This is a genomic window from Candidatus Tenderia electrophaga (genome assembly GCA_001447805.1).
Classification (GTDB): Bacteria; Pseudomonadota; Gammaproteobacteria; order Tenderiales; family Tenderiaceae; genus Tenderia; species Tenderia electrophaga.
Genome location: CP013099.1, coordinates 3,339,364 through 3,359,484, shown reverse-complemented (window position 1 = coordinate 3,359,484; position 20,121 = coordinate 3,339,364). Strand labels below are relative to the sequence as shown.

21 protein-coding genes and 2 tRNA genes are annotated in these 20,121 nt (G+C 61.2%); 4 read left to right on the top strand and 19 right to left on the bottom strand.

Features of this window, described 5'->3' with window-relative positions; all coding sequences use genetic code 11:
• Positions 1 to 5 precede the first annotated feature (5 nt).
• The 6 genes from Tel_15280 to Tel_15255 all read right to left on the bottom strand — a co-directional run bounded on the left by Tel_15280 (position 6) and on the right by Tel_15255 (position 4,591).
• Complete coding sequence (locus Tel_15280) at positions 6 to 359, bottom strand: hypothetical protein (GenBank protein ALP54399.1); 354 nt, start codon at positions 357 to 359, stop codon at positions 6 to 8.
• 57 nt (positions 360 to 416) lie between these two features.
• Positions 417 to 1,400, bottom strand: a complete 984-nt coding sequence (locus Tel_15275; GenBank protein ALP54398.1) for a hypothetical protein — start codon at positions 1,398 to 1,400, stop codon at positions 417 to 419.
• 61 nt (positions 1,401 to 1,461) lie between these two features.
• A complete protein-coding gene (locus Tel_15270; GenBank protein ALP54397.1) occupies positions 1,462 to 2,262 on the bottom strand; it encodes an ABC transporter permease in 801 nt (266 codons plus the stop codon).
• Positions 2,259 to 2,864 carry a hypothetical protein gene (locus Tel_15265; protein ALP54396.1) on the bottom strand — a complete coding sequence of 202 codons (606 nt, stop codon included), beginning with the start codon at positions 2,862 to 2,864 and terminating at the stop codon, positions 2,259 to 2,261. The genes Tel_15270 and Tel_15265 overlap by 4 nt, the downstream gene beginning before the upstream one ends.
• A 94-nt stretch (positions 2,865 to 2,958) precedes the next feature.
• Positions 2,959 to 4,227, bottom strand: a complete 1,269-nt coding sequence (locus Tel_15260; GenBank protein ID ALP54395.1) for an ammonium transporter — start codon at positions 4,225 to 4,227, stop codon at positions 2,959 to 2,961.
• A 25-nt stretch (positions 4,228 to 4,252) separates the two neighbouring features.
• Positions 4,253 to 4,591: a transcriptional regulator gene (locus tag Tel_15255; protein ALP54394.1), complete on the bottom strand. Its 339-nt coding sequence runs from the start codon at positions 4,589 to 4,591 to the stop codon at positions 4,253 to 4,255.
• 283 nt (positions 4,592 to 4,874) lie between these two features.
• Here Tel_15255 and Tel_15250 point away from each other — a divergent pair, with 283 nt between their 5' ends.
• Positions 4,875 to 5,141, top strand: coding sequence for a hypothetical protein (locus Tel_15250; protein ID ALP54393.1), 267 nt, complete (start codon positions 4,875 to 4,877; stop codon positions 5,139 to 5,141).
• A 74-nt stretch (positions 5,142 to 5,215) separates the two neighbouring features.
• Positions 5,216 to 6,727, top strand: coding sequence for an ATP-dependent protease (locus Tel_15245; protein ID ALP54392.1), 1,512 nt, complete (start codon positions 5,216 to 5,218; stop codon positions 6,725 to 6,727).
• A gap of 3 nt (positions 6,728 to 6,730) precedes the next feature.
• Here Tel_15245 and Tel_15240 read toward each other — a convergent pair whose 3' ends face one another.
• From Tel_15240 to Tel_15180, 13 genes are all read right to left on the bottom strand, one after another.
• A complete protein-coding gene (locus Tel_15240) occupies positions 6,731 to 9,061 on the bottom strand; it encodes a hypothetical protein (protein ID ALP54391.1) in 2,331 nt (776 codons plus the stop codon).
• A gap of 37 nt (positions 9,062 to 9,098) precedes the next feature.
• Positions 9,099 to 9,527: a hypothetical protein gene (locus Tel_15235; GenBank protein ALP54390.1), complete on the bottom strand. Its 429-nt coding sequence runs from the start codon at positions 9,525 to 9,527 to the stop codon at positions 9,099 to 9,101.
• Between the two features lie 162 nt (positions 9,528 to 9,689).
• Positions 9,690 to 9,995 (bottom strand): hypothetical protein, encoded by a 306-nt coding sequence (locus tag Tel_15230; GenBank protein ALP54389.1) that lies wholly within the window; start codon positions 9,993 to 9,995, stop codon positions 9,690 to 9,692.
• 140 nt (positions 9,996 to 10,135) lie between these two features.
• Complete coding sequence (locus Tel_15225) at positions 10,136 to 10,393, bottom strand: hypothetical protein (protein ALP54388.1); 258 nt, start codon at positions 10,391 to 10,393, stop codon at positions 10,136 to 10,138.
• Positions 10,394 to 10,580: 187 nt separating this feature from the next.
• Positions 10,581 to 10,657, bottom strand: a tRNA-Met gene (locus Tel_15220).
• A gap of 85 nt (positions 10,658 to 10,742) precedes the next feature.
• Positions 10,743 to 11,834, bottom strand: a complete 1,092-nt coding sequence (gene ychF, locus Tel_15215) for a GTP-binding protein (protein ID ALP54387.1) — start codon at positions 11,832 to 11,834, stop codon at positions 10,743 to 10,745.
• A gap of 14 nt (positions 11,835 to 11,848) precedes the next feature.
• Positions 11,849 to 12,430 (bottom strand): peptidyl-tRNA hydrolase, encoded by a 582-nt coding sequence (locus Tel_15210; GenBank protein ALP54386.1) that lies wholly within the window; start codon positions 12,428 to 12,430, stop codon positions 11,849 to 11,851.
• A gap of 34 nt (positions 12,431 to 12,464) precedes the next feature.
• Positions 12,465 to 13,112 carry a 50S ribosomal protein L25 gene (locus Tel_15205; GenBank protein ALP54385.1) on the bottom strand — a complete coding sequence of 216 codons (648 nt, stop codon included), beginning with the start codon at positions 13,110 to 13,112 and terminating at the stop codon, positions 12,465 to 12,467.
• A gap of 173 nt (positions 13,113 to 13,285) precedes the next feature.
• The gene (locus Tel_15200; GenBank protein ID ALP54384.1) at positions 13,286 to 14,227 is read right to left on the bottom strand and encodes a ribose-phosphate pyrophosphokinase; all 942 of its coding nucleotides are present in this window, start codon (positions 14,225 to 14,227) and stop codon (positions 13,286 to 13,288) included.
• 57 nt (positions 14,228 to 14,284) lie between these two features.
• A tRNA-Gln gene (locus Tel_15195) sits at positions 14,285 to 14,359 on the bottom strand.
• Between the two features lie 4 nt (positions 14,360 to 14,363).
• Positions 14,364 to 15,230, bottom strand: coding sequence for a 4-(cytidine 5'-diphospho)-2-C-methyl-D-erythritol kinase (locus Tel_15190; GenBank protein ID ALP54383.1), 867 nt, complete (start codon positions 15,228 to 15,230; stop codon positions 14,364 to 14,366).
• Positions 15,220 to 15,888 carry a hypothetical protein gene (locus Tel_15185; protein ID ALP54382.1) on the bottom strand — a complete coding sequence of 223 codons (669 nt, stop codon included), beginning with the start codon at positions 15,886 to 15,888 and terminating at the stop codon, positions 15,220 to 15,222. Before Tel_15185 ends, Tel_15190 begins: the two co-directional genes overlap by 11 nt.
• Positions 15,888 to 17,501 (bottom strand): hypothetical protein, encoded by a 1,614-nt coding sequence (locus Tel_15180; protein ID ALP54381.1) that lies wholly within the window; start codon positions 17,499 to 17,501, stop codon positions 15,888 to 15,890. The genes Tel_15185 and Tel_15180 overlap by 1 nt, the downstream gene beginning before the upstream one ends.
• A 272-nt stretch (positions 17,502 to 17,773) precedes the next feature.
• Here Tel_15180 and Tel_15175 point away from each other — a divergent pair, with 272 nt between their 5' ends.
• Both Tel_15175 and prfA read left to right on the top strand, forming a co-directional pair.
• Entirely contained in the window at positions 17,774 to 19,036 is a 1,263-nt protein-coding gene (locus Tel_15175) for a glutamyl-tRNA reductase (protein ID ALP54380.1), read from the top strand.
• A 4-nt stretch (positions 19,037 to 19,040) separates the two neighbouring features.
• Entirely contained in the window at positions 19,041 to 20,120 is a 1,080-nt protein-coding gene (gene prfA, locus Tel_15170; protein ALP54379.1) for a peptide chain release factor 1, read from the top strand.
• Position 20,121: the final 1 nt, after the last annotated feature.

Below are 20,121 nucleotides of genomic sequence, written 5' to 3'. Positions count from 1 at the left end.
CTGCGTCAGGATGGGTCCGCCTTGCCGGCGCATTGGATACACAGGGGCGTGGCGGGGTCGAATTCCAGGCGTTTGGGATCGATGGCTGCGCCGCATTCCAGGCATTCACCGTAGTCGTCAGCTGCGAGCCGTTGCAAGGCCATTTTGATTTTTCGCACCTGCTGTTGGCGGCGCCGCTCAGAGGCTTGCGACATGGCCTGGGCCTGCATGGCGTCCATGCGCGACAGGCGCCCGACACGGGTCTGGTCCAGCTCCACGGTCCGGGATGACTCTTTGGCGTTTTCATCCTGTTGCGACAGCTCATCCAAGAGGGTCAGGAGACGTTGCCGATAGTGCGCTTTTTGGCTTGCTGTGAGCATAGTTAGAGCATAGTCCATGGAGGCGCTACCACGATACAGCGTTGATGGTGCGCCTACTCAGACCGGCAAACTGCCCTGGACGTAGATAATGACAATCAATACCGCCAGGGTCACCAGCCATCCCAGAATATAGACGCGCATGGCCCGCGTGGCGGTCTCCTTCTCCAACCAGGTGCGCGGACGGATACCCTTGAGAAAGAACACCAATTTACTCGACAGATTGACGCAGACAATATTCACGGCCAGCAGCAGCGCCGCCCCCATGGCCGGGGTCGTATTGCCCGCCCCCAGCATCAAGCCCAGCGTTGCCGCCGGCGGCAACAGCGCCACGGCCACCATCACCCCGACCAAGACGCTCGACAGCCCCGTGGTCAGTGAAAGGGCCGCCGCCGCACCGGAGGCCAGTGCCAGAACAATGGAGTCGTACTCGGCCACAGTGCGCAAGGTGAGCTCAGGACTGCTCAGATCACCGGGCCAGAACGCGCCCAACAACGCCGCCAGTGCCACTGCCAACAGCACACCGGCAAACAGGGTCTTCGCCGACTTGCGCATCAAGGCCACATCGCCCAGGGCGGTGCCAAGGCTCAATGCCAGGTTGGGCCCCAGCAGGGGGGCGATCACCATGGCGCCGATCACCACCGCGATATTGTTTTCGATCAGGCCGATGGCGGCGACGATGGTGGACAGCCCTACCAATATCAGATAATTACTATCCAGGCGTCCGTTCTTCTCCACCTGCTCATAGAGTGATTCGCGCGCCGCCGTGGCCGAACGCGCCTGCTTGCGCTCGCTTTCATCCGCCTTGGGCAGGGATGTCTCCACCGGCAACACCACGATGCGGGCGCTGGGCTGGGCCCCCAGGACATTCTGCAGGGTGTCCAAGGCCGCCTGCAGTTGGTTATCACTCACCAACATGCGCATCTGGCGCATGCCGGCGTCATCGCGCATGCCGAAACGAAAGTCCAGCGCCTTGACCTTGGCGGCGATCGCCGCGACGGTGGCCGAACTGCCGTCGTCGGCGATCACTTCGATATATTTCATTGTATTGATTCCATATATAGGGCTGCTGTCTTAAGCGGCAGTGAGTATACGGCAAGCTATATTATTTAACCGCATGCAGGCGCTCCAAGCGCAAGCGCTGGCGCTCGTCAAACAGGCGCCTGGCGCCCAAGTGCAAGGCCACCACCGTGCCGAATCCGGCCCCTGCCGCCACCATAAACATGATCATGATCTGATATTTCACCGCCTCGATGGGCGCAGTGCCCGAGAGTATCTGCCCGGTCATCATACCCGGCAAACTCACCACGCCCACCGCCGCCATGGCGTTAATGGTGGGAATCATCCCGGCGCGCATGGCCTCTACACGCAGTTCGCTGATGGCCTCCTGCCAATGCTGGCCGAGCATGAGACGTTGCTCGATCACCGCGCGCTGCTGCCAGGCCATGCTCATCAACCTGTCCAGGCTCAGGGCGATACCGTTCATGGTGTTGCCCAGCATCATGCCCAGCAGCGGGATGGCGTACTGGGGCTGATACCAGGGTTCGTTGCCGATGATCACCAATAGGGCGAACAGCGCCACGGTGAACGATGAGGTGAACAAGGATACGGTGCCGATGCCGTAGGCCCAGCCGCCGCCGAGACGGCGCGTTTGCCGCGCCATGGTTTCATAACCGGCCACAGCAAGCATAACTACGGCCATGAGCACCACCCACAGCAAGCGCGCATCGGCGAAGATCAGCTCAAGGATCAAGCCCACCAGCGCCAGTTGCACAACGGTGCGCACGCCGGCAATGAGAATCTGTTTGTGCAAGGCCAAGCGCTGCCAGACCGACAGTCCGGCCAACAGCAGTACCAACAACGCAGCGATGGCCACGTCCCACCACGACAAAGTGATCATGGTCATAGCGACATCTCCTGGCGCACCAGGCGCCCGGCTTCGAGTCGATAATGGCGTTGCGCGACACGCGCAATCTGGTCGGCATCATGACTGATCCACAGTACCGGCGCCTGGTAATAATCAGCATAGTGTTGGATCAAGGCTTCGATGCGTTTAGTGTTCTCGGCGTCGAGGTTGGCGCTGGGCTCGTCCAACAGCAGCGCCCTGGGGGTATGGGAGAGCAGGCGCAACAGGGCCAAGCGCTGGCGTTCGCCGCTGGACAGGCGACTCACTTGCCAGTCCAGCACACGCAATTCGAAGCCGAGCATCTCCAACCATTCCTGCTCCAACCTGGCGAAGTGAGGCTTGACACTGTCAAACCACCACAGACTTTCCGCCGCCAGCATACCGATCCAACTGCGCCACTGGGGCGGCGCTACGCTGTTTTGTTCCCGGTCGTCGAGCCAGACCTGACCTTGATGAGGATCGAGATCGGCAATGGCGCGCAGTAAGGTGGATTTGCCCGAGCCCGAGGCGCCGGAGAGGCAGACGATCTGCGCCGCACCGATATCGAGGTCGAGCGACTCCAGTCGCTTACAGGTCAGTTGTTGCAGTCTCAGTCGGGGCAATGCGGCTATCTTCTTGTGTTTGCCGTCTAGCTTACACAAAAAAACGCCCGGGTTTTTACACCCGGGCGCCACACCAGCTTTAGGGAGGTTGGTGTTACTTGCCCGTGGTGAACTCCGGATAGGCCTCCAGGCCACACTCGGCAACGTCGACGCCGTCGTACTCCACCTCTTCCGAGACGCGCACGCCCATGATCGCCTTGAGGCCAAGCCAGACAATCAGGCTGACGACGAAGACCCAGACGAAGATGGTGAGGCCACCGATGATCTGGCCGCTGAAGCTGGCACCGTCATTGGTCAACGGAACCGCCAACAGCCCCCAGATGCCCACCACACCATGCACGGAAATGGCACCGACCGGATCGTCGATCTTGATCTTATCCAGACCCACGATGGCGAAGACCACGATCAGGCCGCCGATGGCACCGATGATGGTCGCCATTAACGGGCTGGGGGTCGACGGCTCGGCGGTGATGGCCACCAGACCGGCCAAGGCGCCGTTGCAGGCCATGGTCAGATCGGCCTTGCCGAACATGAGGCGGGCGAGGATCAGCGCAGCGATGACACCACCGGCCGCCGCCGCATTGGTATTGAGGAACACCATGGCGACGGAATTGGCATTGGCGATATCGCCCAGCTTCAGTACAGACCCACCGTTGAAGCCGAACCAGCCCATCCACAGGATGAAGGTGCCCAGCGTCACCAGCGGCATGTTGGTACCGGGAATGGCGTTGATCTGACCGTCGGGACCGTACTTGCCTTTACGGGCACCCAGCACCAGCACACCGGCCAGGGCCGCGGCCGCGCCGGCCATATGCACAATGCCCGAGCCGGCGAAGTCGGAGAAGCCCAGGTCACCCAGGTTGTACATACCGAAGACTTCGCTGCCGCCCCAGGTCCAGGCACCTTCCATGGGATAGATGAAGGCGGTCATGACCACAGCAAAGGCCAGAAAGGCCCACAGCTTCATGCGCTCGGCCACGGCACCGGAGACGATGGACATGGCGGTGGCGACGAACACCACCTGAAAGAAGAAGTCGGACGCGCCGGAATACACCGAACCGCCTTCAAAGCCTTCCTCGGCGGATGCCGACAGGGCATCGGCCACCAGTGAGTCACCGCCGGCAATGCCGGACAGGAACCAGCCACCGCCGTACATGATCTGATAACCGCAGATCAGGTACATGGTGCAGGCAATGGCGAACAGCGCGATATTTTTGGTGAGGATCTCAGTGGTGTTCTTGGAGCGCACCATACCCGCCTCCAGCATGGCGAAGCCAGCCGCCATCCACATGACCAAGGCGCCACACACCAAAAAGTAAAAGGTGTCCATGGCGTATTGCAGTTGAAAAATATTATTTTCCATCTTTCATAACCTCCAGATTGCTTTATTAAAGGGCTTCTGTGCCGGATTCACCGGTACGAATTCGAACTACCTGCTCCAGGCTGGAGACGAAGATCTTGCCGTCGCCGATCTTGCCGGTGTTCGCCGCCTTGCCAATGGCCTCGATCACTTGATCGAGCAGGTCCTCTGCAATCGCCACATCGATCTTCACCTTGGGAAGAAAATCCACCACATACTCGGCGCCGCGATACAGTTCGGTATGGCCTTTCTGGCGGCCGAACCCCTTCACCTCAGTTACGGTAATCCCCTGGACACCGATATCTGAGAGCGCTTCGCGGACGTCGTCCAACTTGAACGGTTTAATAATTGCTGTCACCAGTTTCATTGCTCTCTCCTTACACTTGGAAATTCACATTGGAGCCTTACAAGCCCAAACACCTGCGTTCATCTTTCAGCTGTGTAAGGCCTTGAGCACATGCCGTGCCAATCTTGAAAGTCATTGCATTTCATTTGCTTATAAAACAGAACGCGAACCTGCCCAGTGCGCGCGCACCAATTCGAACAAGGCGCAGACGGCTGACGCACCACCCTGGTGCGCCATTTTGGGGCATGTAGCGAGGCACGGTTTTGACGTACACTTAGGGCTACTTTCAAGCGAGGAACGCGACATGATCGACCCGAAAATGCTCGACGACATGGCCAAGAAGCTGGCCAACTCAGTCCCTGCCGGGGTGCGCGAACTGCAGCAGGATCTGGAGAAAAACTTCCACGCCACCCTGCAATCCACCTTCAACAAGCTGGACTTGGTGACGCGCGAGGAATTCGAGGTGCAATCGGCCCTGCTGGCGCGCACCCGCGCCAAATTGGACGCCCTGCAGAATCAAGTGGAACACCTGGAACAACAGCTCAAGGAAGACCAATCCAACAGCCTGTAACCACGGTTTGCCAGTGCGACAGCGCTTGGCCATAATCGAGCCTTGATAAACCGGCCTATCTGAAGGGGGGGTCAATGTCGCTTGCCGTTGTCTACAGCCGTGCCGGTGCCGGCATCGATGCGCCATTAGTGACGGTGGAAGTGCATCTGGCCAACGGCCTGCCCAGTCTGAACATCGTCGGCCTGCCCGAGGCGGCGGTGAAGGAGAGCAAGGACCGGGTGCGCGGCGCCCTGCTCACCAGCCAGTTCGACTTCCCCGCCCGCCGCATCACCATCAACCTGGCGCCCGCCGACCTGCCCAAGGAGGGCGGCCGTTTCGATCTGCCCATCGCCTTGGGCATCCTGGCGGCTTCCGGCCAGATCCCCAAGGACAGACTCAGCGATTACGAATTCGTCGGTGAACTGGCGCTGAGCGGCGAACTGCGCGCCATTCGCGGCGTGTTGCCGGTGGCGGCCCATTGCGGCCGCGCCGGACGGGCGCTGCTGCTGCCCGCGGACAACGGCGCCGAGGCCACCCTGGCGGGCGACACCATTATCCTGGCCACCGATCATCTGCTGAAGGTCTGCGCCCATCTCAACGGCAACGAGGTGTTGGCGCCGCTGCCACGCGTCGACGTGCCCGCCCAGCCGACGCAGCATGCCGACATCAGCGATGTGCGCGGTCAGCACCACGCCAAGCGTGCCTTGGAGATCGCCGCTGCCGGCGGCCACTCCCTGCTCATGATGGGACCGCCCGGCACCGGCAAGACCATGCTCGCCAGCCGCCTGCCCGGCCTCCTGCCCACCATGACCGAGCAGGAGGCCTTGGAGACGGCCGCCATCCAGTCCATCAGCCAGGGCGGCTTCGACCCCGCCAACTGGAGACAGCGCCCCTTCCGTGCCCCGCACCATACCGCCTCGGGCGTGGCCCTGGTGGGCGGCGGCGGCAACCCGCGCCCGGGGGAGATCTCCCTGGCCCACAACGGGGTGATGTTTCTGGATGAATTGCCCGAGTACGACCGGCGCGTGCTGGAAGTGCTGCGCGAGCCGCTGGAATCGGGCAAGGTGACCATCTCCAGAGCGGCACGACAGGCCGAGTTCCCGGCCCGGTTTCAGCTCATCGCCGCCATGAACCCCTGCCCCTGCGGCTATCTGGGCGATGCCGGCGGTCGTTGCCGCTGCACTGCCGATCAGGTGCAGCGTTATCGCGCCCGCATCTCGGGTCCGATCCTGGACCGCATCGACATGCACATCGAGGTGCCGCCCCTGCCCAGGGAGATGCTCTACAGCGACCGCGCCGGAGACAGCGAGGACAGCGCCACGGTGCGCAGGCGGGTGGAACAGGCCCGCGCGCTTCAACAGCAACGTGCCGGCAAGGCCAATCACCGCCTCGGCAGCCGCGAAATCGATCAGTATTGCCGGCTAAGTGCCGACAATCGGGGTCTATTGGAACAGGCCACGGAACGCCTGGGCTTGTCGGCGCGAGCCAGCCATCGCATCCTGCGGGTGGCGCGCAGCATTGCCGATCTGGACGGGAGTGAGGCCATTGGCACGGCCCATTTAAGCGAGGCGATCTCCTACCGCCGCCTGGATCGCGACAGGCATTAACGCCTAAACCTGCTGTTGTTTGGGCGGATGCCAGGCCGAGCTGTCCAGCCATTCCATGAAGGTGTCCGCATCCACCGGTTTACACATGAAATAGCCTTGTCCCATGTCGCAGCCCAAGGCCTTGAGGGTATGCCAGGCCTGGTCGGTTTCCACGCCCTCGGCCACCACCTTGAGCCCCATGTTATGGGCCAGATCAATAGTGGAGTGGACGATGACGGCATCATTCTTGTCTTTGTCCATCTCCATGACAAACGAGCGGTCGATTTTGAGCTCGTCCATGGGCAGCTGCTTCAGATAGGCCAACGAGGAATATCCCGTACCGAAGTCATCAATGGACAACATGACCCCTTTCTGGTCAAGCTCGGTGAGGATATCCAGGGCCCGGCGCGGGTCGGACATGACCGCCGTTTCGGTCAGCTCCAGGGTCAGATAATGGGGCGCCATGTCGACCTCCCGCAGGGTGGACTCGATAGTCTCGATGAGACCCGGGTCGCGCAGACTCTGGGCCGATAGGTTGATAGCCACATTCAGCATCATGCCGCGCTCATGCCACTGCTTGGCCTGGCGCACGGCGGTCTTGAGCACCCACTTGGTGAGCGGATGAATCAACCCGGTCTGTTCCGCCATGGGGATGAACGCATCGGGCGGAATAAAACCGCGCTCAGGATGAATCCAGCGCAGCAGGGCTTCAGCGCCGTACACCTCGCCGCTATCGACGATGATCTTGGGCTGGTAAAACAGCTTGAGCGAATCGTTATTAATGGCGTGTTTGAGCTCGGTCTCCAAGGTCAGTTCGAGCACGTTGTGCTTATCAATTTCGGTTTCGTAAAAGGCATACCCCATCTGATTCTGCTTGGCGTGGTACATAGCCACGTCGGCGCGCTGCATCAACTCATGCTGATTTTCGCCGTGATAAGGATGCATCACCACGCCGATGCTGATGCCGCTATTGAGCTGGTGGCCGTCGATGATGAAAGGCTCGGCCAGGGCCGCGTGCATACGCTCGGCAACGATGATCGCCCCCTGGGTATCCACCACCTTGGGTAGCAGGGCGGCGAACTCGTCGCCGCCGAGGCGGGCGATGGTATCGGTCTCGCGCACCACGTCGTGAAGTCGGGCGCCGGCCTGGCGCAGCAGCTCGTCGCCCACCTGATGCCCCAGGGTGTCGTTGATGTATTTGAAACGATCCAGATCCATGACGAACAGGGAAAACTGGCCCGGGACACGGCGCGCCAGCAGTATCAGCTGGGTGAGGCGATCATAAAATAATTCGCGATTGGGCAAGCCGGTCAAGGCGTCGGTGAAGGCCAGCTTTTCCAGTTTCTGATAGAGTTCACGCAGCTCGGTGGACACGGCATTGAAGTGGGTGGCAAGCTGGCACAGCTCCTTGTTGCCGCTGACCCGCACCTGTTCGCCCAAATGGTCCTGGTTTTCACCTACCAGGCGCAGCTGCTGAGTCAGTGCGCCCAACGGTTGCAGCGTGGTCTTCTGCAGCAGCAGCAGGGCAATCAGCACGGCGACCAGAGTGATCAAGGCGGCCCCCATCAAGATCAAGCCCTCGGTCTGTTTCAGCTTCTGCTGAAACGCGGCCACATCGAATATCAGGCTGATGAGTAGATAGGCGTCGCCGCGTGCGTCTCTCAAGGTATGATCGATGCGCAGCGTCGCGCCGGCCGCGGAACGCTCCACCCACTGCGGCGATCGATAGGCCTCAACGCCGTCGGTAAAGTTGATCAGCAAAGGCGTGTTCAGAAGCTTTTCCAGTTTCTTGATATCCAAGGCCGCGTCGGTGTTGATCTGCAGATACCCCTGTACCGGATCCGAGCCGATGGGCATCAACGTGCCCAGGTAGACTCTGCCGTCCACCGGGCACAATAAGGAATGCGCGGTCCGACCATTTCCCGGGCCGTGCTTGAGTCGCTCTATCTGGGCGTGGCAAGGCAATACGTCACTCGAGGACACGGACGGGCTCAGCTCCAGGTTCACCAGCGCGCGAAAGTCCTTATCCAAGACCACCGTGCGTTTGATATTGAGCCGGGCAAACATGGGGGCATGGCGCTCGATATAGCGCACCAGCGCCGCTTCCAAGCGGGGAGACTGATGCTGTTCCAAGGCCTGACGAAAGCTCACGTCCGCGCGTATCGACGTGCCCACCTCAATGGCACGTTGCTGTGCGCCTTCGAGTTGTTCATGGACTTCCATCTCGATGATTTCGGTGAGCAGTTTGCGCTGGTTATCCAGGGCGAGATCGCGATAGAACTCGCCGGCCACCACCACCAATACGACTCCGATGACGGCCATCGCCAGGATGGTGGCAACCAGACTGGTGCGCATGGACCAATGATTGGGAGACAAGACAGACACAATCGACCTATTCATTCAGATACGGATAACCCTTGGCCTTCCACTCGGCGAAGCCGCCGCGAAACCAGTAGATCCGGGTATAACCACAGCGCCGGGCGCGCTTGACCGCCACGTAACTGCGACGACATTTGGGACCGTTGCAGTAAAACACAACCGGATGGTCGAAGCCGGGAAGCACTCGCGCCAGGCTGTCACAGTCGGTCTCGGTGTTGGGTAAACTGACCGAGCCTTCGATATAGCCTTGGCGCCGATCCCCCGTCAGACGGGCATCGATCATGACCAATCGGGGATGGTGCTCGAAAGTCGCAACCAGCTCCTCGGCGCTGAGCAAAACGGCGCCCTCGATGGCGGCGGGGGCAGATCCTTCCTCACTCCAGGCGGAAACGGGCGACAGCGCACCGCTAAAAACGGCGGCAAAAATCACCACTCCGGGCATGCATAAAGCCCCCCTGGCCTGCATAAACACTCACCTCTCTCCCACTAAACTTCGTGCTGCTACGGCAACGTCTAGTTAAGCATCGGCAGATGGGTAAAAATGTTGAATAAAGCTATGGAGCTTGAGGCCCTCAAATGACGACGCGCCAAGCCCGGGAAAGGACTACTCCTGGTGCCAGTCGGTGCCGTAATTATGGGTGATTTCGTCACCCGGCTGGATGTCTTTAAGGGCGATGACGGTCAAATCATCGCAATAACAGGCATTGGGCGCAGGGCTGTGATTGATGTACCGCAACGGCCCCTCGACCTTATGGCCCTCGGTGTCGGACACCCACAGGACGTGCGGACCGTTTCTCTTGGCGCGCTTGGGTTTGATGGCGCCGATCACTTCACCCTTACGGATCTTCTGCTTGGCGAACAACCCCAGGCCGTGGATACCACTCTCTTTAACCAATACTTTGTTTGCCATGACAGTACCTTGTCGTTCTCATTCAGCCCCAGGATACCCAGATCTGGCGAAATTTGCTGCAGCTAGGCGGCGCATGGTAGCGCAGCAGTGTCTCAGGACAGCAGACTGGAAATGACGGTGATCCTGCGCGGCTCTGAGACTTATGTGTCGGTCTCTACTTGACGCCCCCGCCCCCACAAGCGATGGAGCAAAATCGCGGTGAAGGCGACGGCCACAACGGAGCTGAGCAAATAGAGGGACAACAGGAAGGCATACATCGATTGCGTCACCCCCGCGAGCCGGCATACGCCCTCGATCAATGTGGGAACCATCAATACCAGGCAGATCGCGGCAATGTCCTCAAGCAGACTCAGCCAGGGGGTTTCCCGTAAACCACGGGCAATGAATTCATAGAACATACACTTGACCAACGCTAATAGGGTGGAACACACGGCGCGCCACGCACGGCCTGGCTGTTGCCAGGCCAACACCAGCCGGTCGCTGTGGTACGTGAGGCTTGCCTCGCGTTGGTTATCGTCCGGTTAAGGAAACTATTGAGGCGGGCGAAAAAGGAGAGGACAAATCTCGCCGGGGCCAGGGGAAATATGGTGGCTACGCCCTGATTCGAACAGGGGACCCCATCATTATGAGTGATGTGCTCTAACCAGCTGAGCTACGTAGCCATTGCGTATCGGGCGCCGGGCCCGGACAGGATTGCGAATTTTCCGGTTTTAACCTGTGCTTGTCAAGGCAAAGGGCAATAAGCCACTACACGTTAAAACGAAAGTGGATCACATCGCCGTCCTGGACGATGTAGTCCTTGCCTTCGAGGCGCCACTTGCCCGCCTCCTTGGCGCCTTGCTCGCCATGACCTCTGATGAAGTCGTCGTAGGCCACCACCTCGGCGCGGATGAAGCCCTTCTCGAAATCGGTGTGAATGACGCCGGCGGCCTGGGGCGCGGTGGCGCCTACTTTGACCGTCCAGGCGCGCACCTCTTTGACGCCGGCGGTGAAATAGGTCTGCAGCCCCAGCAGTTTATAACCGGCGCGGATGACACGGTTCAGGCCCGGTTCCTCCAGACCCATTTCGGCCAGGAAGATCTCTTTTTCATCGTCTTCCAGGTCCACCAGTTCGGACTCGATGGCGGCGCACACCGGCACCACCACTGCGCCCTCGGACTCGGCCAGCTCGCGCACCTTATCCAGATGGGGATTGTTGTCGAAGCCGCCCTCGGCGACGTTGGCGATGTACATAGTGGGCTTGATAGTGAGCAGGTGCAGATCGCGAACCAGTTTCAGCTGCTCCGCCTCCAGACCCACGGCGCGCGCCGGCACGCCGGCATTCAGCTGTCCCTTGAGGTGTTCACACAAGCGCAACTGGGCGTGGGCCTCTTTATCACCGCTCTTGGCCACACGCGAAAGGCGCTGAATGGCCTTGTCGACGGTCTCCAGATCGGCCAGACAGAGTTCGGTGTTGATGACCTCGATATCGTCGAGCGGATTGATGCGGCCCGCCACGTGGACCACGTTACCGTCCTCGAAACAGCGCACCACATGGGCGATGGCGTCGGTCTCGCGGATGTTGGCGAGAAACTTGTTGCCCAGGCCCTCGCCCTTGGAGGCACCCGCCACCAGGCCGGCGATGTCGACGAACTCCATGGTGGTGGGCACCACACGCTCGGGCTTGACGATCTCGGCCAAGGCATCCTGGCGCGGATCGGGGATGGGCACGACGCCGACGTTGGGCTCGATGGTACAGAAGGGGTAATTGGCCGCCTCGATACCCGCCTTGGTGAGGGCGTTGAACAGGGTCGATTTACCCACATTGGGCAGACCGACAATGCCGCATTTGATTCCCATAATTCGGTTTCCTGTTAGTTGTCCGAGTGCAGTGTATTCATGGCCTTCTGGAACTCACCGCCCACCACCTGGGGGAGCACCGCCAGGGCCGCGTCGATTGATGCCTCGATCAGGCCTTGATCCTCGGCAGCGGCGCGGCTGAGCACATAGTGGCTGACCTGTTTACTGTGGCCGGGATGGCCGATGCCGATGCGCAGGCGCATGAAATCCCGGCCGCCCATCTGGGCGACGATATCGCGCAGACCGTTGTGGCCGCCATGACCGCCGCCCCGCTTCAAGCGCGCCGTCCCCGGCGGCAGGTCCAGCTCATCATGCACCACCAGAATGTGTTCCAGCGGTATCTTGTAAAAACGCGCCACGGCCGCCACGGACTGGCCGGAACGGTTCATGAAGGTCTGGGGTTTAAGCAGCCACACATCCCGCTCAGCGATGCTGAGCTTGGCTAGCTCGCCATGAAACTTGGCCTCGAAGCGGAACTGGGCGCCGTGTTGGCGTGCCACCTGCTCGACAAACCAAAAACCGGCGTTGTGCCGAGTCGCTTCGTACTGCGGGCCGGGATTTCCCAGACCGACAATCAAGGCAACCACGGCAGACAACACCGGTCTCCTTCAAGCCCTACAGGCGTAGGACTTATTCCGGGGCGGCTTCGTCTTCGCCCGCCTCAGGCGCGGCTTCCACCTCTTCCTCGACGCTGCCGGCACGGCTGGCCACAATACTCACCACGGGCAGGTCATGCTCTTCGCCGTGGCTCAGCTCGACGATCTCGACGCCTTCCGGCAGTTTCAGCTCGGAAAGATGGAGCGAGTCGCCGATGTCCATCGCGGACACATCCGCTTCCAGGTATTCCGGCAGCTTGCCCGCCGGACAGCTGACTTCGACGCTGGTCATCTGATGCGTCACCACACCGCCGGCCTTGGCGCCGGGGGCGATATCTTCACCGATGAAATGCAGGGGCACGGAGACCTTGATCATCGAGGCCTCGTCAACGCGCAGAAAATCCATGTGCACGATGGCCTGCTTGAAGGGATGCATCTGCAGGTCCTTGACCACCGCCTTTTGCGCCTCACCGGCCACGTTGACCGTGACAATGTGGGAAAAAAACGCCTCATTTTCGATCTGCTGCCAGATGATATTCTTGGCCATGCTGATGCTCTGGGGGTCTCTGTTACCGCCGTAGATCACGGCGGGCACTTTGCCTTCACGACGCAGGCGGCGGCTCGCACCTTTCCCCTCGTCGTTACGCAGCTCTGCATCTACGATAAACGCTTCAACACTCATTTTTCTGTCTCTCTATATTAGAGTTAATGTTTCGCCTCCCCCGCGACCAGGGTCGGCATGGCTTGCGCCGTCAGTCAACACACTGAACGCACAAATTCTTGTAAGCCCCGGCCGCCGTGAGCGCTCACTTTAGCGCTTGGAATTCGAAAAGGGGCGCCAGCCGCCCCTTTCCCTTACTCAACAAACAGCGAGCTGACCGATTCTTCGTTGCTGATGCGGCGAATGGTCTCGCCCAGCAGCTCGGCGATACTGAGCTGGCGGATCTGGCTGCAGGCCTGGGCCTCAGGCGAAAGCGGAATGGAATCGGTCACCACCAACTCGTCCAGCTTGGAATTCTCGATATTGCTCACCGCCGGACCGGACAACACCGGATGGGTACAGTAGGCCACCACCTTCTGCGCACCGTGCTCTTTCAAAGCCCCGGCGGCGGTGCACAGGGTGCCGGCGGTGTCCACCAGGTCGTCGATCAGGATACAGGTGCGGTCCTCGACATCGCCGATGATATTCATGACCCGCGCCACATTGGGCTTGGGGCGGCGTTTGTCGATAATGGCCAGGTCGGCATCGTCGAGACGTTTGGCTAAGGCCCGGGCACGGACGACACCGCCCACGTCGGGCGAGACGACGACGATGTCGTCGCCGATCTTGTGGCGCCAGATATCGCCCAGCAAAATCGGTGAGGCGTAGATATTGTCCACCGGCAGGTCGAAAAAGCCCTGAATCTGGTCGGCGTGCAGGTCGACGGTCATGATGCGATCGGCGCCGCTGACGGTGAGCATGTCGGCCACCACGCGCGCGGTGATGGGCACGCGCACGGAGCGCGGCCGGCGGTCCTGACGCGAGTAGCCGAAATAGGGGATGACGGCGGTGATGCGGCCGGCCGAGGCACGGCGCATGGCGTCCATCATGACGCACAGCTCCATCAGATTGTCGTTGGTGGGGGCGCAGGTGGACTGGACGATGAAGACATCGCGGCCGCGGATATTCTCCATGACCTCGACCATGATCTCGCCGTCGCTGAAACGGCCCACCACCGCCTTGCCCAGAGAGGTATCGAGGTATTTGACCACCGCCTGGGCGAGCTGGGGGTTGGCGTTACCAGTGAACACCATCATCCTGCTGTCAGCCACGACTCGAACCTCTCTCGCTTTTCTATTCACCGGACAAAAATATGGCTGGGGTGCCAGGATTCGAACCTGGGTATGCAGGGATCAAAACCCTGTGCCTTACCGCTTGGCGACACCCCAATAATTAAACTGTTCTCGCGTCTGAATGGGACGTTTGGGTCAGGCGATCCAACAGCGGGGACCGGTTCAAACCCTTGGCAACAACGCCATGCCAGGGGCCCGGCAGCTGTTGCAAAACACGTCGCGCATCCGCCTCTTCGGCAAACGGGGCGAAGACACAGGCACCCGTGCCACTCATGCGGGACTGGCTGTATCGGGCCAACCAATTCAAAGCCTTATCTACGTCCGGGTAGCGCTTGCGCACCACCGCTTCGCAGACGTTGCTAGCCTGCCCGTCGAGAAAGGCGGGTATTTTGATGCTTTGCGCCGCGCGTGTCAATTCCGGCGCGGCGAAGATCTCGGCCGTCGACACCTGGCAGGGCGGGATAATCACTACGAACCAGGGCTCGGGCAGATCGATGGGGGTGAGCCGCTCGCCCACGCCTTCGGCCCAGGCAGCCTGGCCGTGCACGAACACCGGCACGTCGGCGCCCAACGCCAGGCCCAGCGCGGCCAGCTGATCGACGCTGAGCCCGAGCCCCCAAAGCCGGTTCAGCGCCACCAGGGTGGTGGCGGCGTCGGAACTGCCACCGCCCAGGCCGCCGCCCATGGGCAGGCGTTTGTGGAGGCGGATATCCACCCCTTGAGCGGTGCCGCTGAACTGCTGTAGCGCACGCGCGGCGCGCACGGTGAGATCATCGAGCTCGGCCACGCCGGCCAGGGCGTCGACGCGGCGCACCCGGCCGTCTTGGCGCAGGGCGAAACTCAATTCATCGGCATAATCGAGAAACTGGAACACACTCTGCAACAGGTGATAACCGTCGGCGCGGCGGCCGGTGATGTGTAAAAACAGATTGAGCTTGGCCGGCGCCGGCCAATGTTCAGACCACATCGTCGGCGTCGCCCCGAGCCAGGTCCCAGTCATCGATCACCAGCCGGATACGCAGACGCGGGTTTTCCAGCTCCAGCTTACGCGGCAGGTCAAGATCGGCGACGCGTTGATAACGGCTGTAGCGGATCTGCCAGCCGGACTGCTGCAACTCAGCCAGACGCCCGGCCGCATCCAAGGCATAGCGGTCGATCATGCCGGGGGCCGGGGCGCCGACCAGCCAGTGTTTGAAGCCCTGTACCGGTACCGACCAACCCAATTGCTCCTGCATCAGCATTTCCACCGAGCTGGCCGACAGGGCGGCTTGCGCGCCGGTCTCGATGACGGCATAACCCGGCCGGCCGAACAGTCGTGCCGCCTGCCGCCCGAAGGCGCCGCTCAGACGGATGTCGTAACTGTCGCCGCGCTGCTGCCAGGCCAGTGCGGCGCTCCAGCTGTCCGACTGCTTGTCTTTGACGGCGACGCGGCCGCTGAAAGACCAACGTTCCAATTGCGCCAGCGCCCGGCGCTGGGCCTGCCATTCGGCGGCGCGCTGCTCGATTGAGACGGGTGGCGAGATGGCGGGCCGCGTGGCGCAGGCCGATAGCAAAAGCCCACTCAGCAGAACAAAAAAAACACCCAGGGCGCGCGGGCACCGGGTGCGGTTGGAATGATGCGGCATTATTTTTCGAATCGTTTGATGGTATTGCGCACGGCAGTGCTTTCGGGGCTGGTCTCCAGGGCCTGCTGCCAGATGCTGCGGGCGCCGTCGTGGTCGCCCTTGACCCACAGCACCTCACCCAGGTGGGCGGCGACTTCGGCGTCTGCATTCTTGTTCATGGCCCGCTGCAAATACTCCAGGGCCTGATCCAATTTGCCCTGGCGGTATAACACCCAGCCCATGCTATCCAGTATATAAAAGCTGTCCGGCTCCAATTCCAGGGCGCGCTTGACGTAGGTATAGGCCTCGTCGATGCGATCGGTGCGATCGGCCAGGGTATAGCCGAGGGAATTGAGGGCGTCGACGTGGTCGGGTTCGCGTTCCAGAATGGCCAGCAGGTCGCGCTCGAGCTGGTCAATGCGGCCCAGCTTTTCCGCCACCATAGCGCGGGCATACAGCAGCTCAGTGTTGCCCGGCGCCCCTTGCAGGGCGTGATCGTAGACATCCAGGGCCGCCTGATAATGCCCTACATCGCGCAGGATCTCACCTTCGGCCAGATACAGGCGCAACTGCTGCCCGGGCGTACGCGCCTGGGCCGCATGCAGCAGGGCGCGGGCCGCGTCCACGTCGCCCTGGCGCGCGTGCAGCAAGGCGCTGCGCACTTGGGCATTGAGATAGTTTTCGCCACGGCTGACGCTGCTGTACCAGCGAATGGCACGGTCATAGTTTTCCTTGATCTCCTCGATACGGCCGAGGTAATAGCCGGTCTCGTCGACGCGCACGGCGCGGTCGTTGAGGCGCAGAAAATAGTCGCGCGCCTCGTCGATCAGCTCGACACGCAGCGCCACCAAGCCGGCGGCAAACAGGATGTCATCGTTTTCGGGCTGGGCCTTGAGCACCTTGCGAAACTGCTCCAGTGCCTCGTTGGGACGATCCACGTCGACCAACATGCGGCCGTACTGCACCCGCAGCTCCATATCGTCGCCGTTGCGGCGCACCCTCTGGCCGAGATAATCCAAGGCGGCCGCTTCGCGATTGTCGGCCTGCAGAATACGCGCGCGCAGAATGACCGCCTGGGTCCAGTCGGGATCCAACACCAACAGTCGATCGATGGTGGTCTCCGCCTGTTGCAGCTTGCCGGCGCGCAGGGACAACTGGGCATGAGCGAACAGGGCGGCGTTATCGTCCGGATGCCGCTCGAGATAACGTTGCATCACTTCCAAGGCCGCGTCCTTATCCTGCTCGCGGCCGAGCAGGCGAATCATCATGAGATAGCGGCTGGCATCGTCCTCGGCGGTGGCCGCCACCAGTTCCAGCGATTCCAGCGCGGCGCTGTAGTCGCCGGCTTTGACCTGCAGCATGGTGAGGATCTGGCCGGCATCGGCATTGGTCGGGTCCAACTCGATCCACTGCCGACCCAACTCCAATGCGGCCTGATATTCGCGGGTAAACAGGGCGATGCGGGTGGCGCGCTCCACCAGTCGGGGGTCGGCGGTCTGTTTGGCCAGGCGGGTATAGTATTCCACCGCCGTTTCGTATTCGCCGCGCTGTAACGCCACCTCGGCCACGAACAGGTCGTTGAGCAGCTCGGGGGTGAGTTCGACATCCGGCAGCTCGGGGCCGCTGGCGCGCATCTCAGCCTGCTCCTCGGGCGCCTGAACACCCGGCTGAGGCGCTGTAGCACAGGCTGAAAGCATTGATATTAAAAGGAAAGGTCCGAATATTAATGAATAAGGCTTCATCCTGCCCTCCGCGAGACTGGATCGATGTCAGTTCGGCTAGTCTACCCTAGGGGGAACTCAGCCCCAAAATGTTGCGTCTAATTGGTTGCTCTACTTGCCATTATCGGGCATATACAGCAGAATTCCTCGTCTAATTGGATTACCTAAGTGGCTGAAAAGTTTCAATGAGCCTGCTCGCCGTCGGCATCAACCATAAAACCGCTCCGGTCGAAATTCGGGAACGCGTATCCTTCGCCCCCGAGCGCCTTGCCGATGCGCTCCATGAACTAACCTCCACCCAGGAGGTGAGCGAGGCCGCCATTTTGTCGACATGCAACCGCACCGAGCTGGTGTGCTGCAGCAATCAACGCGACGGCAACACCGTTATCGACTGGTTCGAGCATTATCATAAACTCAGCGATGCCGAGGTGCGCCCCTATTTGTACGTGCATCCGGATCAATTGGCGGTGCGCCATGTCTTGCGGGTGGCCAGCGGGCTCGATTCCCTGATCCTGGGCGAGCCCCAGATCCTGGGTCAGATCAAGGACGCCTACAGCAAGGCACAGCAGGCCGGCACCGTCGGCAAACTGCTCAGCCGCCTGTTCCAACACACCTTCTCGGTGGCCAAACAGGTACGCACCGACACCGCCATCGGCTCCAGTCCGGTCTCGGTGGCCTTCGCCGCCGTCAGCCTGGCAAAGCAGATTTTCAGCGGCATGGAGGAACACACCGCGTTGCTGATCGGCGCCGGCGAGACCATCGAGCTGGCCGCCCGCCACCTGCATGCCAGCGGCATCGGGCGCATGATCATTGCCAACCGCACAGTGGAAAAGGCCCATACCCTGGCCCAGGAATTCGATGCCTACGCCATCGCCCTGGGCGAGATCCCGCATCACCTGGCCGAGGCCGACATCGTCATCTCCTCCACCGCCAGCCAGCTGCCCATCCTGGGCAAGGGCGCGACGGAACGCGCCATTAAGGCGCGCAAACACCGTCCCATGCTGATGATCGACATCGCCGTGCCGCGCGATATTGAGCCGGAGGTGGGCGCCATGGAGGACATCTATCTCTACACTGTCGACGACCTGCAGGAGATCATCGAAGAAGGCCTGAAATCACGCCAGGAGGCCGCCGAACAGGCCGAAGAGATCATCGACACCCAAGTGGCCCATTTCATGGGCTGGCTGCAATCCTTAAGCGCCGTGGACACCATCTGCCAATTTCGCGACCACGCCATGGGCATCCGCGAAGCCGAAGTGGCCAAGGCCATGCAACGGCTGGCCAACGGCGCGGATGCCGAACAGGTATTGCAAAAGCTGGCCCACAACCTGACTAACAAACTCACCCACGCCCCCAGCGCCCAACTGCGCCAGGCCGGCTTCGACGGCCGAGACGAAATCCTGGACGCGGCGCGCCTGCTGTTCCAACTCAAAAAGACCCAACGTTAAACCCGTGAAACCATCCATACGCAGCAAACTGGAGAATCTCTCCGAGCGGCTGCAGGAGATCAATGCACTCCTGGCCGACCCGGATACGATCGCCGACCAAAAAAAATTCCGCGTCTTGTCACAAGAATATGCCGAGCTGAATCCGGTGATCGCCTGTTTTACACAGTACCGTCAGACCGTGGAGGACATGGAGACCGCCGAGGAAATGCTGGCCGACCCGGACATGCGCGACATGGCCGAGGACGAACTCAAAGACGCGCGCGAGAAACAGGAAGCCTTGGAGGCCGAGCTGCAGAAACTGCTGCTGCCCAAGGACCCTAACGACGACAAGAACACCTATCTGGAAATCCGCGCCGGCACCGGCGGCGACGAGGCCGCCATCTTCGCCGGCGATCTGTTCAAAATGTATGCGCGCTACGCCGAGCAACAGGGCTGGCAGGTCGAAGTGCTGAGCGAGAGCCTGGGTGAGCACGGCGGTTATAAAGAGATCATTTCGCGCGTCATCGGCCGCGGCGCCTACTCCAAACTCAAATTCGAGTCGGGCGCCCACCGCGTGCAGCGCGTGCCCGAGACCGAGTCCCAGGGCCGTATTCACACCTCAGCCTGCACCGTGGCGGTAATGCCCGAGGCCGACGCGCTGGAACAGATCGACATCAACCCCGCGGACCTCAAGGTGGACACCTATCGCGCCTCCGGCGCCGGCGGCCAGCACGTCAACAAGACCGACTCGGCCATCCGCCTCACCCACCTGCCCAGCGGCATCGTGGTGGAGTGCCAGGACGAACGCTCGCAGCACAAGAACCGCGCCCGCGCCATGTCCCTGCTGCAGGCCAAACTCTACACCATGCAGCAGGAGAAGCAGGCCGCCGAACAGGCCAGCACCCGGCGTCAGCTGGTGGGCAGCGGCGATCGCTCCGAACGCATCCGCACCTATAATTATCCCCAGGGGCGGGTCACCGATCACCGCATCAACCTGACGCTCTACAAGCTCGACGACATCATGCAGGGCAATCTGGGCCCGGTGGTCGAACCGCTGACCAGCGAATATCAGGCCGATTTGCTGGCGGCCATGAGCGACGGATAGG

What these genes read in the sequence shown, in the direction of transcription:
- Tel_15205 (ALP54385.1), bottom strand. Translation starts at nt 13,112, where the DNA reads ATGAGTGTTGAAGCGTTTATCGTAGATGCAGAGCTGCGTAACGACGAG.
- Tel_15240 (ALP54391.1), bottom strand. Translation starts at nt 9,061, where the DNA reads ATGCGCACCAGTCTGGTTGCCACCATCCTGGCGATGGCCGTCATCGGA.
- ychF (ALP54387.1), bottom strand. Translation starts at nt 11,834, where the DNA reads ATGGGAATCAAATGCGGCATTGTCGGTCTGCCCAATGTGGGTAAATCG.
- Tel_15250 (ALP54393.1), top strand. Translation starts at nt 4,875, where the DNA reads ATGATCGACCCGAAAATGCTCGACGACATGGCCAAGAAGCTGGCCAAC.
- Tel_15270 (ALP54397.1), bottom strand. Translation starts at nt 2,262, where the DNA reads ATGACCATGATCACTTTGTCGTGGTGGGACGTGGCCATCGCTGCGTTG.
- Tel_15200 (ALP54384.1), bottom strand. Translation starts at nt 14,227, where the DNA reads ATGATGGTGTTCACTGGTAACGCCAACCCCCAGCTCGCCCAGGCGGTG.
- Tel_15185 (ALP54382.1), bottom strand. Translation starts at nt 15,888, where the DNA reads ATGCCGCATCATTCCAACCGCACCCGGTGCCCGCGCGCCCTGGGTGTT.
- Tel_15180 (ALP54381.1), bottom strand. Translation starts at nt 17,501, where the DNA reads ATGCGCGCCAGCGGCCCCGAGCTGCCGGATGTCGAACTCACCCCCGAG.
- Tel_15190 (ALP54383.1), bottom strand. Translation starts at nt 15,230, where the DNA reads ATGTGGTCTGAACATTGGCCGGCGCCGGCCAAGCTCAATCTGTTTTTA.
- Tel_15275 (ALP54398.1), bottom strand. Translation starts at nt 1,400, where the DNA reads ATGAAATATATCGAAGTGATCGCCGACGACGGCAGTTCGGCCACCGTC.
- Tel_15175 (ALP54380.1), top strand. Translation starts at nt 17,774, where the DNA reads ATGAGCCTGCTCGCCGTCGGCATCAACCATAAAACCGCTCCGGTCGAA.
- Tel_15230 (ALP54389.1), bottom strand. Translation starts at nt 9,995, where the DNA reads ATGGCAAACAAAGTATTGGTTAAAGAGAGTGGTATCCACGGCCTGGGG.
- Tel_15235 (ALP54390.1), bottom strand. Translation starts at nt 9,527, where the DNA reads ATGCCCGGAGTGGTGATTTTTGCCGCCGTTTTTAGCGGTGCGCTGTCG.
- Tel_15260 (ALP54395.1), bottom strand. Translation starts at nt 4,227, where the DNA reads ATGGAAAATAATATTTTTCAACTGCAATACGCCATGGACACCTTTTAC.
- Tel_15225 (ALP54388.1), bottom strand. Translation starts at nt 10,393, where the DNA reads ATGTTCTATGAATTCATTGCCCGTGGTTTACGGGAAACCCCCTGGCTG.
- Tel_15255 (ALP54394.1), bottom strand. Translation starts at nt 4,591, where the DNA reads ATGAAACTGGTGACAGCAATTATTAAACCGTTCAAGTTGGACGACGTC.
- Tel_15245 (ALP54392.1), top strand. Translation starts at nt 5,216, where the DNA reads ATGTCGCTTGCCGTTGTCTACAGCCGTGCCGGTGCCGGCATCGATGCG.
- Tel_15280 (ALP54399.1), bottom strand. Translation starts at nt 359, where the DNA reads ATGCTCACAGCAAGCCAAAAAGCGCACTATCGGCAACGTCTCCTGACC.